Annotated in this window: 14 protein-coding genes; 9 read left to right on the top strand and 5 right to left on the bottom strand. The window is 63.9% G+C overall.

Annotated elements, in window-relative coordinates; all coding sequences use genetic code 11:
- The first annotated feature begins 3 nt into the window (after positions 1–3).
- Positions 4–1,263: a cytochrome P450 gene (locus tag WCL10_RS02580; protein ID WP_336894059.1), complete on the top strand. Its 1,260-nt coding sequence runs from the start codon at positions 4–6 to the stop codon at positions 1,261–1,263.
- On the opposite strand, the gene WCL10_RS02575 is transcribed toward WCL10_RS02580, so the two are convergent.
- The gene (locus tag WCL10_RS02575; protein WP_336894058.1) at positions 1,264–1,923 is read right to left on the bottom strand and encodes a carboxymuconolactone decarboxylase family protein; all 660 of its coding nucleotides are present in this window, start codon (positions 1,921–1,923) and stop codon (positions 1,264–1,266) included.
- Between the two features lie 98 nt (positions 1,924–2,021).
- Here WCL10_RS02575 and WCL10_RS02570 point away from each other — a divergent pair, with 98 nt between their 5' ends.
- The 8 genes from WCL10_RS02570 (at position 2,022) to WCL10_RS02535 (ending at position 7,831) form a co-directional block, all read left to right on the top strand.
- Entirely contained in the window at positions 2,022–2,537 is a 516-nt protein-coding gene (locus tag WCL10_RS02570; RefSeq protein WP_336894057.1) for a nuclear transport factor 2 family protein, read from the top strand.
- A gap of 84 nt (positions 2,538–2,621) precedes the next feature.
- Positions 2,622–3,083: a nuclear transport factor 2 family protein gene (locus tag WCL10_RS02565; RefSeq protein ID WP_336894056.1), complete on the top strand. Its 462-nt coding sequence runs from the start codon at positions 2,622–2,624 to the stop codon at positions 3,081–3,083.
- A gap of 5 nt (positions 3,084–3,088) precedes the next feature.
- On the top strand, positions 3,089–3,925 hold the full coding sequence (locus WCL10_RS02560) for an enoyl-CoA hydratase-related protein (protein ID WP_336894055.1): 837 nt from the start codon (positions 3,089–3,091) through the stop codon (positions 3,923–3,925).
- Positions 3,926–3,927: 2 nt separating this feature from the next.
- Positions 3,928–4,698: an enoyl-CoA hydratase-related protein gene (locus tag WCL10_RS02555; protein WP_336894054.1), complete on the top strand. Its 771-nt coding sequence runs from the start codon at positions 3,928–3,930 to the stop codon at positions 4,696–4,698.
- Position 4,699: 1 nt separating this feature from the next.
- On the top strand, positions 4,700–5,230 hold the full coding sequence (locus tag WCL10_RS02550) for a flavin reductase family protein (RefSeq protein ID WP_336894053.1): 531 nt from the start codon (positions 4,700–4,702) through the stop codon (positions 5,228–5,230).
- A 7-nt stretch (positions 5,231–5,237) separates the two neighbouring features.
- Complete coding sequence (locus WCL10_RS02545; RefSeq protein ID WP_336894052.1) at positions 5,238–6,023, top strand: DUF2889 domain-containing protein; 786 nt, start codon at positions 5,238–5,240, stop codon at positions 6,021–6,023.
- A 1-nt stretch (position 6,024) separates the two neighbouring features.
- On the top strand, positions 6,025–7,125 hold the full coding sequence (gene ribB, locus WCL10_RS02540; protein ID WP_336894051.1) for a 3,4-dihydroxy-2-butanone-4-phosphate synthase: 1,101 nt from the start codon (positions 6,025–6,027) through the stop codon (positions 7,123–7,125).
- Between the two features lie 55 nt (positions 7,126–7,180).
- Entirely contained in the window at positions 7,181–7,831 is a 651-nt protein-coding gene (locus WCL10_RS02535) for a TetR/AcrR family transcriptional regulator (RefSeq protein ID WP_336894050.1), read from the top strand.
- Here WCL10_RS02535 and WCL10_RS02530 read toward each other — a convergent pair whose 3' ends face one another.
- From WCL10_RS02530 to WCL10_RS02515, 4 genes are all read right to left on the bottom strand, one after another.
- A complete protein-coding gene (locus WCL10_RS02530; RefSeq protein ID WP_336894049.1) occupies positions 7,832–9,493 on the bottom strand; it encodes a class I adenylate-forming enzyme family protein in 1,662 nt (553 codons plus the stop codon).
- A gap of 46 nt (positions 9,494–9,539) precedes the next feature.
- Complete coding sequence (locus tag WCL10_RS02525; protein ID WP_336894048.1) at positions 9,540–11,177, bottom strand: NAD(P)/FAD-dependent oxidoreductase; 1,638 nt, start codon at positions 11,175–11,177, stop codon at positions 9,540–9,542.
- A 218-nt stretch (positions 11,178–11,395) separates the two neighbouring features.
- Positions 11,396–12,055: a TetR/AcrR family transcriptional regulator gene (locus tag WCL10_RS02520; RefSeq protein WP_336894047.1), complete on the bottom strand. Its 660-nt coding sequence runs from the start codon at positions 12,053–12,055 to the stop codon at positions 11,396–11,398.
- Between the two features lie 150 nt (positions 12,056–12,205).
- Positions 12,206–12,952 (bottom strand): glucose 1-dehydrogenase, encoded by a 747-nt coding sequence (locus tag WCL10_RS02515; RefSeq protein WP_336894046.1) that lies wholly within the window; start codon positions 12,950–12,952, stop codon positions 12,206–12,208.
- Positions 12,953–13,075: the final 123 nt, after the last annotated feature.

Raw genomic sequence — 13,075 nt, 5'->3', positions numbered from 1 at the left:
TCCATGACGCAAGCAGCTGTTGCCGATAATCGGGTTCGTGCCGCCCGCCCGGCCCATGTTCCCGAGGCGCTCGTCCGCGACATCGACATGTATGCGCTCGATGGCATCGAGGATGGCTTTCACGAGGCCTGGAAGCGCATCCAGGGCCCGGACGTGCCCGATCTGGTCTGGACCCCGCTGACCGGCGGGCACTGGATTGCCACGCGCGGCAGCGTGATCCGCGAGGTCTACGAAGACCCGACCCGGTTCTCGAGCGAGGTCATCTTCCTGCCCAAGGAAGCGGGCGAGAAGTATCTGATGGTGCCGACCCGCATGGATCCGCCCGAACACACGCCCTATCGCAAGCTGCTCGACACGGGACTCAATCCAGCGCGGATCCGCCTGATCGAGGAAAATGTGCGTCAGGCCGCGATCGACCTGATCGAGCCGCTGGTGCCGCTGGGCAAGTGCGATTTCGCGCGTGATTTCGCCGCCATCTTCCCGGTGCGGGTGTTCATGGCGATGGCCGGCCTGCCGATGGAAGACGTGCCGATGCTGGTCAAGTTGTCAGATGACATGACCCGGCCGCAAGGCAACTCCCCGGAAGAAGTCGCCGCGCTGCTCGATGCTGCCAATCAGGGCTTCTTCGCCTATGTCGAACCGGTGATCCGCGAGCGGATCGGCGGGACCGGCGATGACCTGATCACGGTCATGGTCAACGGCACGATCGATGGCGAGCGGATTTCGCACGACAAGGCGGTCGGCCTTGTCGCGCTGCTCCTGCTCGGCGGGCTCGATACGGTGGTCAATTTCCTTAGCTTCTTCATGATCTATCTCGCCCGCCACCCAGAAAAGGTGGCCGAAGTGCGGGACGATGAACTGAAGCTGCGGCGCGGGGTGGAGGAACTGTTCCGGCGGTTCCCGGTGGTTTCCGATGCGCGGATGGTGGCCAAGGATCAGGTCTACCGCGGCATCACGCTCAAGGCGGGCGATATGGTGCTGCTTCCGACGGCGCTGGGCGGGCTCGACGAGGAAGAGAACGATAATCCTTGGGAGCTCGATTGGGAGCGCAAGAACATCACGCACACCACCTTTGCCGCCGGGCCGCATCGCTGCGCCGGGCTGCATCTGGCTCGGCTTGAGGCGACCGTGACCCTGCAGGAATGGCTCAAGCGAATTCCGGAATTCCGTCTCGCAGAAGGGGCAAAGCCAATTTATCAGCCCGGGACCGTTGTCGCGGTGCATGATGTACCGCTCGTCTGGGACGTCCCCCAGGCCGGGTGATCAATCGGTGCCGCTGTGCTCCGGCGCCGCGGCGGCGATGTCGAGTGTCTGCAGGATTGCGCGTCGACCGACCCCCAGCGCGATGGCATTCTTGAGGTGCACGCGAAAGCCGGGGCGGAACCGGTGGCTCGGCGCGGCATCGCAGGCCATCGCCGCTAACTCCTTGATCCGGGCACGGACGGTGCCGCTGCGCCATGGGATCGCGCAGTAGTCAAAGAAGCCGGTGAAGAGATCGGGTGAAAGCCGCAACATCGCTTCGAGGAAACCAGGCAGTTCGGCGGAAAATCCGGTCCAGAATGGGTCGGTTCCGACGTGACGATCCCAGAGCGCCTGCCGGTCGGCATCGAGCGTCGCCTCGGCATCGATCAGGCCCCGTGCACTGGCCACTTCAAGGACTTGAGTGGCTGTGACCATCAGGGTGTGAACGCCAAGGCCGGAGGTCAGCGCGAGAACTTCCTGCACTTGCGCGGGTGATGCGCCGGCATCGAAACACTGCGTGATCGCGGCAGCAACGGCAGACCGTTCCAGAGCTGTTACGGAGGCCGCCACAGCGAGCGTGACGAGCGCAGCCCCCAGCGGATCGAGCGGTTCGCCGTTGGCGATCGCGGCAGTCAAAACATCGGCTTCTTCGCGCAGTACGGCGATGGAAATGTCCGTCATGCCAAGACTTTGCCGATCCGAATTGAATCTGTCAACTTATGTGTTGACTGGACTTTCAGGCTTGCCCATATCGGTCGGGAGAGTTGGGGAGTCGGGCCGTGCCGTCGCTGGAAGAGCGCATCAGGATACTGGAGGACAGGGCGGCGATTCAGGATCTGGTCGCGGGCTACTTCCTTGCGGCCGATGATGACGACTATGCCGCGCTGGCGCAGTGCTTCACCCGATCGGCACGTTTTGAAGCCTCGGGTTTCGAAGATGCCGATGGGCGCGACGGGATCGTCGCGGTCCTGAAGGCGGCGCGGGCCGGAATGGGCCAAACCGTCCATACACCGCACCATGTGCATATCCGTTTTGACGGACCCGATGCGGCGGACGGCCTCGTCTGCGCCCATCTCGAACTTGGGCTCGGCGAAGCGACTTACTTCGGAGCAGTCCGCTACATCGACCGCTACGAGCGCGAGGATGGGGAATGGCGGCTTGCCGTCCGCGCCATGAAGGTCGTTCACATGGCGCCCTGGTCCGGCGTCGAGGCCTCGTTGACGAGCGCCCTCAACGTCCGCTGGCCCGGCGCCGAGCCGCTGCCATCCGATTTTCCAAGGCGACGAGATGGTTGAGCGGGCTGGCATGGCCCGCCGAATAAATGCTGGCAGAGGCCGGGTTGTCAGGCTCAACCTACTGAATAAAAAAGGAGAGATGTCGTGGATGTAGCAAGCGCACTGAACCGGATCGTGGAGGAACGCGCGATCGAGCGGATCGTGTTCGACTACGCTTACTACCTCGACATGAACATGCCCGAGAAGATGATCGAGCTGTTCGTCGAGGACTGCGAAGTCAGCTACGCCCCGAATTTCGGTGCGACCGGGATCGAGGCTTACGCCAAGACGCTCGACGGCATCGGCACCTTCTTCCGCGCGACCTCGCACCACGTCTCGAACATCGTGATCGACTGGATCAGCGACACCGAGGTGACGCTGCGCGCGGCGGTGCTCGCCATCCACCGCTACACCAAGGAACGCCCGGACGGTGTTCTCTACGGCCAGTACCATGACGTTATCGTCAAGCGGGACGGCCAGTGGAAGTTCAAGCAGCGCATTCTGAAGACCACGATGGCGACGGACTACCACGTGCGGGCCGCGAACCCCATTGGGCGCGTCGAGTAACCGCAATGGCGAGCGACTATGCCACGATCCGGATCGAGCACGAGGAGGCGCTCAGCTGGATCGTGCTCGATCGGCCCGAGGCGGCCAATGCCTTGTCGCCGCAGTTGCTCGATGAGTTTGCCGATGCGCTCGGAAGGCTGAAGCACGAGGGCGGACAGGTGATCGCCATCCGCGGCGAGGGCAAGGGGTTCTGCGCCGGGATGGACCTTGGCAGCTATGGGGCAGGGGATAGCGGGCCTGCTGACCCGATGGCCGATCAGGCCCGCCTTCGCGCCAATGTCGAGCGTTGGCTGCTGATGTGGGACCATCCCAAGCCGGTGATCGCGGCGGTGCACGGCTTCTGCCTCGCCGCTGCGGCTCAGATGTGCGTGTTCACCGATATCACCGTTGTCGCCGACGACGTGCGCATCGGCGAGCCGACAATCCCCATCGGCGGCGGTTTCATCGCTCCGACCTGGGTCAGTCTGGTCGGCCCCAAGCGTGCGAAGGAATTTGCGTTCGTGCCCGGCAACTGGATCGACGGACCGACCGCGGTGACCTGGGGCTGGGCAAACCACTGCGTCCCTGCTGCAGAGCTCATTCCGGCGGTGCGATCGCTGGCGCAGCGGATCGCCATGACCCCGCCGGAAGTGCTGCGGCTCAAGAAGCTCTCGATCAACCGCGCCACCGAGGCGGCGGGGTTCCGTCAGGCCTTGTCCGGCATCGCTGAGATTGATGCGCTGCTCCACATGGCTCCGGCCGTACTCGAGATCCGGCAGCGCATGAAGGAACAGGGCCTCAAGGCCGTCATCCAGCAGTTCAAAGTCGCGCCGACGAGCCCGCTCGTCGCGCCCAAGGAGTAATCATGGCAGACGTCGAATTCACCATCGAGGGGCATGTCGCGCATGTCCACCTCAACCGCCCGCAGGGTCTCAACGCGATCACGCAGGAAATGGATGACCTCCTGCTGGACGCGTGGAACACGATCAACGCCGATCCGGATATCTGGTGCGCGATCCTCTCGGCCGAAGGCGAGAAGGGTTTTTGCATCGGGGCCGACGTCACGGGCGGCGCGGAGCGCAAGACGCGCATGGCGCTCGCCGGCGGCTTGACCGGGATCGGCGGACCGCTGGTGACGCTGAAGAAGCCGCTGATTGCGGCGGTGCAGGGCTTCTGTGTCGGCGGCGGCTTCGAACTGGCCATGTGCGCGGACATCATCGTCGCGGCCGAAACCGCCCAATTCGGCCTGCCAGAGACCAAGGTCGGCATCATCGGCGAATGCGGGGTCGTGCACCGCGCCATGCGGCAGCTGCCCCACCATATCGCGATGGCGATGATCCTGACCGGCGAGCGGATCAAGGCCGATGTCGCCGAGCGCTTTGGCCTCGTCAACGAGGTCGTCCCGTTTGCCGATCTGGCAGCCACGGCCCAGAAGTGGGCGGGCAAGGTCGCCGCAGCCTCGCCGCTCGCCAATCAGGCGGCAAAGGCCGCCGCGCTTGGCCGTCTGGGCCATCCGCTCGAAATCGCGCTGATGACGCGCTTCGAGGAAATCGAGCAGTACGCCGAAAGCCACGACAAGCGCGAGGGCGAACTGGCGGGGGCAGAGCGCCGCAAGCCGGTGTGGACGGGCCGCTGACATGGAGGGGGATGGCGCGACAGAAGCGGGCGACACCGATATCCGGGTCGAGATTGATCCGGGCCACTTCCGCTCCGTCCTCGGCAACTATCCGACCGGGGTCTGCGTCATCACCGGGGTTAGCCATGATGGCGAAGCTGCGGGTCTGGTGGTGGGCAGCTTCACATCGGTCTCGCTTGATCCGCCACTGGTAGCCTTCTTCCCCGATCGCGGATCCAGCAGCTGGCCGCTGGTTCGCGCCGGCGGCTATTTCTGCGTCAATGTGCTGGCCGACGACCAGATCGATCTGTGCCGCCGGTTCGCCTCGCGCGGGGGTGACAAGTTCGAAGGCACCTCGCACCGCCTCTCGCGGCGTGGCCTGCCGCTGCTGGACGGTGTCGTGGCGCATATCGAATGCGCCATTGCCGACGAGATCGATGCCGGTGACCACACCATCGTGCTGGGCCGGGTCGAAACGCTGGCGGTCGAGCGCGCGGTGGGGCCTCTCCTGTTCTTCAAGGGTGCGTACGGCCGGTTCGCTGCCGCAAGCTGACGGCCGCATGTCTGCCAACCTCATCCACTATCCGCCCAATCCCGCTTACGGGACCGGCGTCTACCGGCGCCGGATCACGTTCACGCGGCGGGCGGACGGGATCGATGTGGCGCTGCTTGACGACTATCACGACATGGTTGTCTCTCTCACCGTCGATGGTCATGCCATCACCAATGCCGCGGCCCGTATGGACCGCTTTCCCAAGACCAGCTGTCCGGGTGCGGTCGCGGCGCTGCGCGCGCTGATCGGCCGCCCTCTTGCCACGCTGGCACTATCTGCCGAGGAGCGCGGCGGGCAGTGTACACATCTTGTTGAACTGGCACGGCTGGGCCTGAACTGGCTGGCGCAACATGAGCATAGCGGCATCGTCGAGATTGCCCTCACGGATCGGGATGCATCGGGCGAGCAGCGGCTGGTGCTGCATGTGCATGGCAAACCTGTGCTGGCGTGGGTTCTGCGGGACGAGATCATTGTCGAGCCGGCAGACCATCGCGGACAGGTCCTGTTCGGCGGGTTCATCCGCTGGGTTCAGGCGGCAATTCCACCAGACGAGGCCGACCTGTGGCGCATGGCCCAGATGGCCGTCTTTGTCGCGCGTGGGCGGGCCTATTTGGTCGACAGTCAAAGCCCGCGCCGCGTCGCCGAGGAACCCTCCCGGTTCGGCGCGTGCTTCAGCTACAGCGGAGCTGCATTCGAAACCGCGCACGACAACACAGGCTATGTTCGCGATTTCAGCGGCGGTCTTCCTCCCATGCGGTACGCCGCCCCCGAACTTGCGAACCAAGGAGCCTGAGATGGCCGCGATTGCCACTATCGACGAAATCATCGACGAAGCCCGCAACGGTCGCCCCTTCATCCTGGTCGATGCGGACGACCGCGAGAACGAAGGTGACATCATTGTCCCGGCGCAGTTCGCGACGCCCGAGCGGATCAATCAGATGGCGATCCATGCGCGCGGCCTGATCTGCCTCGCGATCACAGCGCAGCGTGCCCGCGATCTTGAGCTTTCGCCCATGTCGAGCGACAACCGTTCGGGGCATGGAACGGCCTTCACCGTCTCGATCGAGGCGCGTGAGGGCGTGACGACCGGCATTTCCGCATTTGACCGCGCCCGCACGATTTCGGTGGCGATCAATGCGCAGTGCGGGCCGCGTGATCTCGTCTCGCCCGGGCATGTGTTCCCGCTGATCGCGCGCGACGGCGGCGTGCTGGTGCGCGCCGGTCATACCGAAGCGGCGGTCGATATCTCTCGTCTCGCCGGCCTGATCCCGGCTGGCGTGATCTGCGAAGTGATGAACGCCGACGGGACGATGGCACGCCTGCCCGACCTTGTCCCTTTCGCCTCCGAGCATGGCATGAAGATCGGCACGATCGCCGATCTCATAGCCTGGCGCAGGCGAACCGAGACGCTGGTCGAGCGGGTCGCCAGCGGACCGTTCGACAGCCACTACGGAGACAGCTTCACGATCCATGTCTACCGCGATCTGGTGGATCATGGCGAGCATGTGGCGCTGGTGCGCGGAGCGATTACGCCCGAAGCGGACACGTTGGTTCGCGTCCACCAGTTCGATCTGACCGCCGACTTGCTGGGTTATCGCAATGCGCATCCGGACTATGTGCCGGCAGCCCTGCGCCAGATGGCACAGCACGACGGCCCCGCTGTTGCGGTGTTTGTCCAGGATCCGGACCGGGCGTCCATCTCGCGCCGGGTCCTTGGTGGCCGCGAGGAATATGCGCGCATGTCGAGCGAGCGCGATTACGGCATCGGGGCGCAGATCCTGAAGGATCTTGGCGTCGGTCGGATGGCACTGCTGACGTCGAGCAGCAGGAAGATGGCGGCACTGGAGGGATTTGGCCTCGAGATCGTCGATCGCCGAGCCATTGTTGGAGCCTGATCCGGTGAACCGATCAACCTTGTCAGCCAAGCGCGAGGTCGATAGGCCTCGGGGCATGGCAACCACGAGCAATATTTCCAAAAGACGGCAGTCGGCTCTTGAAGAGGGCAGTTCCGATTATCTGGCAAAGCGCGCAGAACTCGTTGAAATTGCCGGCCGGCAATTCAAGACGCACGGTTTCAAGGCAACCACTCTTGCCGAGATCGGCCACAAGGCCGGGCTCGATCGGGCTACGGTCTATTACTATTTCGGCAGCAAGGAAGAGCTGTTTCGCGAATGCTTGCGCGTCGGGGTTGAAGCCAATATCGCGGCCTGCGAGGCGATCTTTGCCGATGAGGCGCTTGAGCCCCGGGAAAAGCTCCGCGCGGTCATCACGCAGCTCATGTCTGCGTACGACCAGTATTACCCGCATATGTACGTCTACATTCAGGAAGAGATGAGCCGGGTAACCAGCGAGAAGAGCGCCTGGGCGCAGCGCATCGTGGCCAAGACCCGCACGTTCGAGAAGATCGTCCTCAGTCTGATCAGCGAGCTCATCAAGAAGGGCGAGATGCGCGATGACATCGCCGTCTCGGTGGCCGCCAATGCCGTGTTCGGCATGCTCAATTGGACGCACCGCTGGTACCAGCCGGGCGGCGCGCATTCGGCGCCGGAGATTTCGAACGCCTTCTGCGAGATCTTCTTCAGCGGCATGGAGAAGCGCTGACTAGAGCCTCGCGCGCAGGGCCCGCTTGTCGACCTTGGTGGCGGACATCGGCCATTCGCCATCGTTCATGAAAAACACCGCGCGCGGCACCTTGTAGCTCGCAATGCGGCCTTGGCAGAAGTCGATCAGTTCCTGTTCGCCGGCGGACTTTCCGGGGCGAAGCTCGACAAATGCGACCGGAACCTCGTCGAGCCGCGGATCGGGACGTCCGACCACCTCGGCCAGTTTTACCGCTGGGTGGCTGCACAGATAGGCTTCCACTTCGATCGCCGCGACGTTCTCTCCGCCGACCTTAAGCATGTCCTTGGCACGGCCATGGAAGGTGAGTTGCCCGTCCGCAGCGCGCGCATAGAGATCGCCTGTATGCAGCCATCCTTCCGCGTCCAACGCCTCGGCCGTCTTCTCGGCCGCGCGGTAGTAGCCCTCCATTACGCAATAGCCCCGGACGAGAATCTCGCCCACGACATCGGGTGCGGCTTCCGCGCCGCTTTCGAGCTCGATGATCTTCACCGCAATGCCGGGGACGGGCTTGCCCTGACTGATGGCGCGCTGCTCGGGCGTTTCGTCGGGGGCGCACAGGGCGAAGATCCCGGCGGTCTCGGTCATGCCGCAGGCCTGCATGAATTCGGCTTTGGGAAATGTCTGCTGGACGCGGTTCACCAGCGCGGGCGGCGCAATCAGCAAGACCTTGCGCAAAGTCGCAAGGCGACCCGGATCGAATGCGGGATGATCGAGCAGCGGCTGCAATATGGCGGGGAACCAGGGCCAGGCGACGGAAACCTTTTCCTGTTCCATCAGATCAAGCGCGCGCCCGGCATCAAAGAACACATCGGTCACGTAAGTCCCGCCAGTGCCGATCACGCCGATGAACGGAGCGAGCGAGCCGATATGGAACAGCGGGCCGCCCCCCCACGTCACGTCATGCTCGCGCGCGCGAAAGCGGCTGCTGGCGCGCTCCACCGGACCGCGTGTAACGGCCTCGTGGCAGAGCAGGCAGCCCTTGGGATTGGCGGTGGTGCCCGATGTGTAGATGATGAAGGCCGTATCGCGCAGGCGGGTCGCGCGCCGGGCGGCGTCGACCGCGCTGACGGGGACTTCCTGCGCGGCTGCGGTGAAGTCCGCGCGCGAAAGAAAACCTGCGGGCGCATCGCCTTCGAGCACCACGACGCCGCGCAGGAGGGGCGCCTCGGTCAGCGAGAGGCGCGCGCCGGGCACACGTGTTCCAAGCGAGGGCAGGGCCTCCGCCAGCACCGACCGAAAATCGACAAAGCGCGTGTCTGCCGCCGTCGTCAGGATCAGCGCGAGATCGGCGTTCTCGATGATGAAGCCCAGCTCGCGGCTCTTGTGGCGGGCATTGAGCGGCACCGCCACGCAATTGGCCAGCGCGGCCCCGAATAGCGAAGTCACCAGCTCGCGGCTGTTGTTGGCGAGAATGCCGACATGCGCGCGCGGGGGCAGGCCCAGCCCGATGATGCCCCGAGCGATCTCGATCGAGGCATCCCGCAGTTCGGCATAGTTCAGGGTCAGGTCAGGCATGACCAGCGCATGCCGGTCAGGATGGCGCACCGCGCTGCGGATCAGCAGATCCGGCAGTGGCGCAACCTCGGACCACTCGCTGAATATCAAGGCGAAACTCTCCCCGTCATCGCTTGCCGCGACCATGAATGAAGCGCGTGGGCGCAGCTGTCAACGTTAATGTTGATTGATATCAGGCCAGTTCGAAGCCTTCGTAATCGTGGTAGGCCACCTGTTCGCAGCGCTTGCGATATTCGGGGCCGCCGCCGACGTGAACCAGCGTGCGGCGCACGACCGACCCGTCCGGCTTCGTCGTCGTCTTGACCCACCAGGCATTGGCCTCGGCCAGCAGTGTCCGGGCGAAATCGCGGTAGATCGATTCCGTCCATTCGTCTTCCGCAGCCTGCGAAGGTTCGGCAAAGCTGAGGCCTTTGGCGGTGAGGTACACCAGCATTTGGGTGACCCATTCGGCCTGCAGCCCGCCGCACACGCCAACATTGCAGAAGGCCGATCCGTTGTGCGGGCCGACCAGCGTGTAGAAATTGGGAAAGCCGCGCGCCTGAAGGCCGAGGAACGTCGTCGGCCCATCGGCCCAGGCGTCCTTGAGCCGCTTTCCGCCCTTCCCGCGAATGTCGATCCGGTCGAGCGAACCGGTTACAGCATCGAAGCCTGTCGCGAAAATGATCACGTCGAGTGCGTGGAACGCGTCGGCCGTGCGAATGCCGCTCGCGGTGATCTCCTCGATCGGCGCTTCGCGGATATCGACTAGGTGGACGTTGGCCTTGTTGTAGGCCTCATAGTAGTTTGTCTCCATCGGCACGCGCTTGCCGCCGAAGGGGTGATCGGTCGGGATCAGCTTCTCGGCCACGCGCTGGTCCTTGACCCGCTGGCGGATCTTGCCGGCAACGAAATCGGCGAGAAACCTGTTCGATTCCTTGTTGACCAGCAAGTCGCGGAAGCCGCTGAGCCAGATGCCGTAGCCGGGCTGGTTGTAGAGCTCCTCGAAAAAGGCCTCGCGCTCCTCGGCGGACACATCGATCGCCTTGCGATGGTCACGGTGATAGGGGAACGCCGTGTCAGTGACCTTCACGTATTCCAGGATGTTGGGATAGCGTTTGCGGATGACGGCCATCTCGTCCTTGCTGATCGGCGTGTTGCCCAGCGGCGTGCACCAGTTGGGCGAGCGCTGGAACACGAAGAGTTCGCCCGCGCTCTCCGCGACAATCGGGATGATCTGGACGCCTGTCGCGCCGGTTCCGATGATCCCGACCCGCTTGCCTGTGAAATCTATGTCGCGCGGCAGGCCGTCCGCATCGACAGGCCAGCGCGACGAGTGGAAGGCCTCGCCCTGAAACGCGTCGATGCCCTTGATGTCCGGCATTCTCGTGGCTGACAGCGGGCCCGTGGCCGAAATCAGATGGCGGCAGCTGAGCAGATTGCCATCATCGAGCGTGACGTTCCAGACATTGCCCGCATCCTGATAATGCGCGGCGACCACCTTGGTATTGAACCGATAGAGCTTGCGGACGTCCATCGCGTCGGCGGCGCGGTTGGCATAACGCAGCATTTCCGGCTGCGAGGCGAAGCGCTCCTGCCAGTCCCACTCCGGAATGATGCCCTTGAGCGCAAAGTAGCCATAGGCATAGCTCTCGGTATCGAGCCGGCATCCGGGATAGCGGTTCCAGTACCACGTGCCGCCAACATCGGCCCCCGCCTCGATGCCGCAGACGGTCAGGCCGCTCTGTTCGAGCAGATGGGTCTGATAGATTCCGGTTACGCCGGCGCCGATCACGACGGCATCGAAGTCGGGCTTGCTTTCGCCAGTTACCATGATTCACCTTCCGGATCCTGCCGCTCGGCAACGCCGTCGGAGTACAAATATACTCAAACGAATATATATATTCTGTCAAGAATATTCTAATGCAAAGCCCTGCGACGCGCCGCGCAACGGCGCGCCGCGGCAAGCCGCGAGGAGCGACAAGCTTTTCGGAATCAGGGCGCTAGTGCGGATTCAGGTGGCCAATGCCACTCTGCAGCGCGTGAGACCGGTCAGGCGGCACTGCCCATGACGTAGGGTTCGGGATTTCGCACCCCGACGGTCCTGAGCGCGAGGCGGGCGAGCTCATTCGCTACAGATTCGGCATCCCAGCGCCCCTCGGGCGTGAACCACGTGAAGGCCCAGGAAGCCATGCCGCCTAGGGCCGAGGCCGCCAGCGAGGGATCGGCAATCTCAAACTGCCCGCTGACCGCCCCTTCCTTCAATAGCGCGCGCAGCATCCGGTGGAAGTGCTGTTTCGAGGCGTCGATGGTCAAGGCCTCCTCGGCCGGCAGGCTCTTCGCTTCCCGGAAATACAGCGCCACTTCGCGGCGATGCGCGATCTGCAGCCGGACGAAGTAGCGGATGATCTGCGCGAGGCGGCTGGCCGGTTCGCCCGCCAGCGTGGCGCTGAACGCAACCGTTTCGTCGGCGGCGGTTGCACCGGCCTTGCACACGTGAACCAGCAGTTCCGCCTTGCTGCGAAACCGCGAGTAGATGAACTGCTTGGTCACACCGAGCCCTTCGGCGATGGATTCCAGCGACGTGGCCTCATAGCCCTTTTCGAAGAACTGCCGCACAGCCTCTTCGAGAATGCGCCTGCGCTTGACCTCGTCGATCTCGGCCTTGATCGGATTGATCTCAAGCGAGGCAGTGTGGTCTTTCCTGCGCATGGGCCTCATCGTGGTGCCTATGCTGACGCGGCTTGTTCCCAGGCCAGCGGCCTACCACTGCCGGGGATGGCGGTCAGGGTCAACCAGATCGGCGAAGCGGCATCCAGGCCAGCCGGGAAGAAAGTCCGTCAAGCACTTTGCCTGCTCTGCTCAGCAGGCGGTCATGCCGCCGTCGATCACATGCTCCATGCCGGTGATGAAGCTCGCTTCGTCCGAAGCGAGGAAAACCACCAGCGGCGAGATCTCGTCGGATTCCGCGAACCGGCCGATGGGGATCGCTGCCGACGCGCCGCCGCCGTCCTCGTCGGTGGCGGCGACCATCATCGGTGTCTTCACGTAACCGGGGTGGACCGAGTTCGCACGGATGCCCTGCGAGCCGTATTCCACCGCGACTTGCTTGGTCATTCCGCGCACCGCGAACTTGCTGCCGGCGTATGCGAGGTTCGGTGTCCCGACGATCGCGACGATGCCTGAAATCGACGAAATGTTGACAATCGATCCGCCGCCCTGGGCAACCATTGCCGGCAGGACCGCCTGCATGCCGAGGAATACGCCGAGCTGGTTGACCGCGCAGACCTTGAGAAAATCGGCTTGCGAGAGCTCTTCGGTCTTTGCCACGGGACCAATGATCCCGGCGTTGTTGACCAGCACGTTGATCGGACCGAAGCGCGCCTCGGCGGCGGCGACAACGCGGGCCCAGCCTGCCGCATCGGCAACATCGTGCTCCACGAAGATCGCGGCAGCTCCCAGCTCCTCGGCGAGTGCTTCGCCTGCCGTCGCATTGAGATCGGTGAGTACGACCTTGGCGCCTTCCGCGACAAACGCCCGCGCGTGCGCCGTTCCCATGCCTTGCGAGGCGCCCGTGATAACTGCGATCTTCCCGTTCAGCCGTGCCATTTCAAAGTTCCCCTGATCGACCGGCTCCCGTGTTCGTCGGTGGCGAGACGCGCCGGATAGATTTTCCTCACCGGTGTTGATTTATCGCAGGCGGTATGAGATTTCAACAAATGTGTTGAAGAA

The organism is Novosphingobium sp. (genome assembly GCF_037133355.1).
Lineage (GTDB): Bacteria > Pseudomonadota > Alphaproteobacteria > Sphingomonadales > Sphingomonadaceae > Novosphingobium.
Note: the sequence above shows the minus strand (reverse complement) of the source record. Positions and strands in the feature narration are given on the sequence as shown.

What these genes read in the sequence shown, in the direction of transcription:
- WCL10_RS02580 (WP_336894059.1), top strand. Translation starts at nt 4, where the DNA reads ATGACGCAAGCAGCTGTTGCCGATAATCGGGTTCGTGCCGCCCGCCCG.
- WCL10_RS02575 (WP_336894058.1), bottom strand. Translation starts at nt 1,923, where the DNA reads ATGACGGACATTTCCATCGCCGTACTGCGCGAAGAAGCCGATGTTTTG.
- WCL10_RS02560 (WP_336894055.1), top strand. Translation starts at nt 3,089, where the DNA reads ATGGCGAGCGACTATGCCACGATCCGGATCGAGCACGAGGAGGCGCTC.
- WCL10_RS02555 (WP_336894054.1), top strand. Translation starts at nt 3,928, where the DNA reads ATGGCAGACGTCGAATTCACCATCGAGGGGCATGTCGCGCATGTCCAC.
- WCL10_RS02550 (WP_336894053.1), top strand. Translation starts at nt 4,700, where the DNA reads ATGGAGGGGGATGGCGCGACAGAAGCGGGCGACACCGATATCCGGGTC.
- WCL10_RS02545 (WP_336894052.1), top strand. Translation starts at nt 5,238, where the DNA reads ATGTCTGCCAACCTCATCCACTATCCGCCCAATCCCGCTTACGGGACC.
- ribB (WP_336894051.1), top strand. Translation starts at nt 6,025, where the DNA reads ATGGCCGCGATTGCCACTATCGACGAAATCATCGACGAAGCCCGCAAC.
- WCL10_RS02535 (WP_336894050.1), top strand. Translation starts at nt 7,181, where the DNA reads ATGGCAACCACGAGCAATATTTCCAAAAGACGGCAGTCGGCTCTTGAA.
- WCL10_RS02530 (WP_336894049.1), bottom strand. Translation starts at nt 9,493, where the DNA reads ATGGTCGCGGCAAGCGATGACGGGGAGAGTTTCGCCTTGATATTCAGC.
- WCL10_RS02525 (WP_336894048.1), bottom strand. Translation starts at nt 11,177, where the DNA reads ATGGTAACTGGCGAAAGCAAGCCCGACTTCGATGCCGTCGTGATCGGC.
- WCL10_RS02520 (WP_336894047.1), bottom strand. Translation starts at nt 12,055, where the DNA reads ATGCGCAGGAAAGACCACACTGCCTCGCTTGAGATCAATCCGATCAAG.
- WCL10_RS02515 (WP_336894046.1), bottom strand. Translation starts at nt 12,952, where the DNA reads ATGGCACGGCTGAACGGGAAGATCGCAGTTATCACGGGCGCCTCGCAA.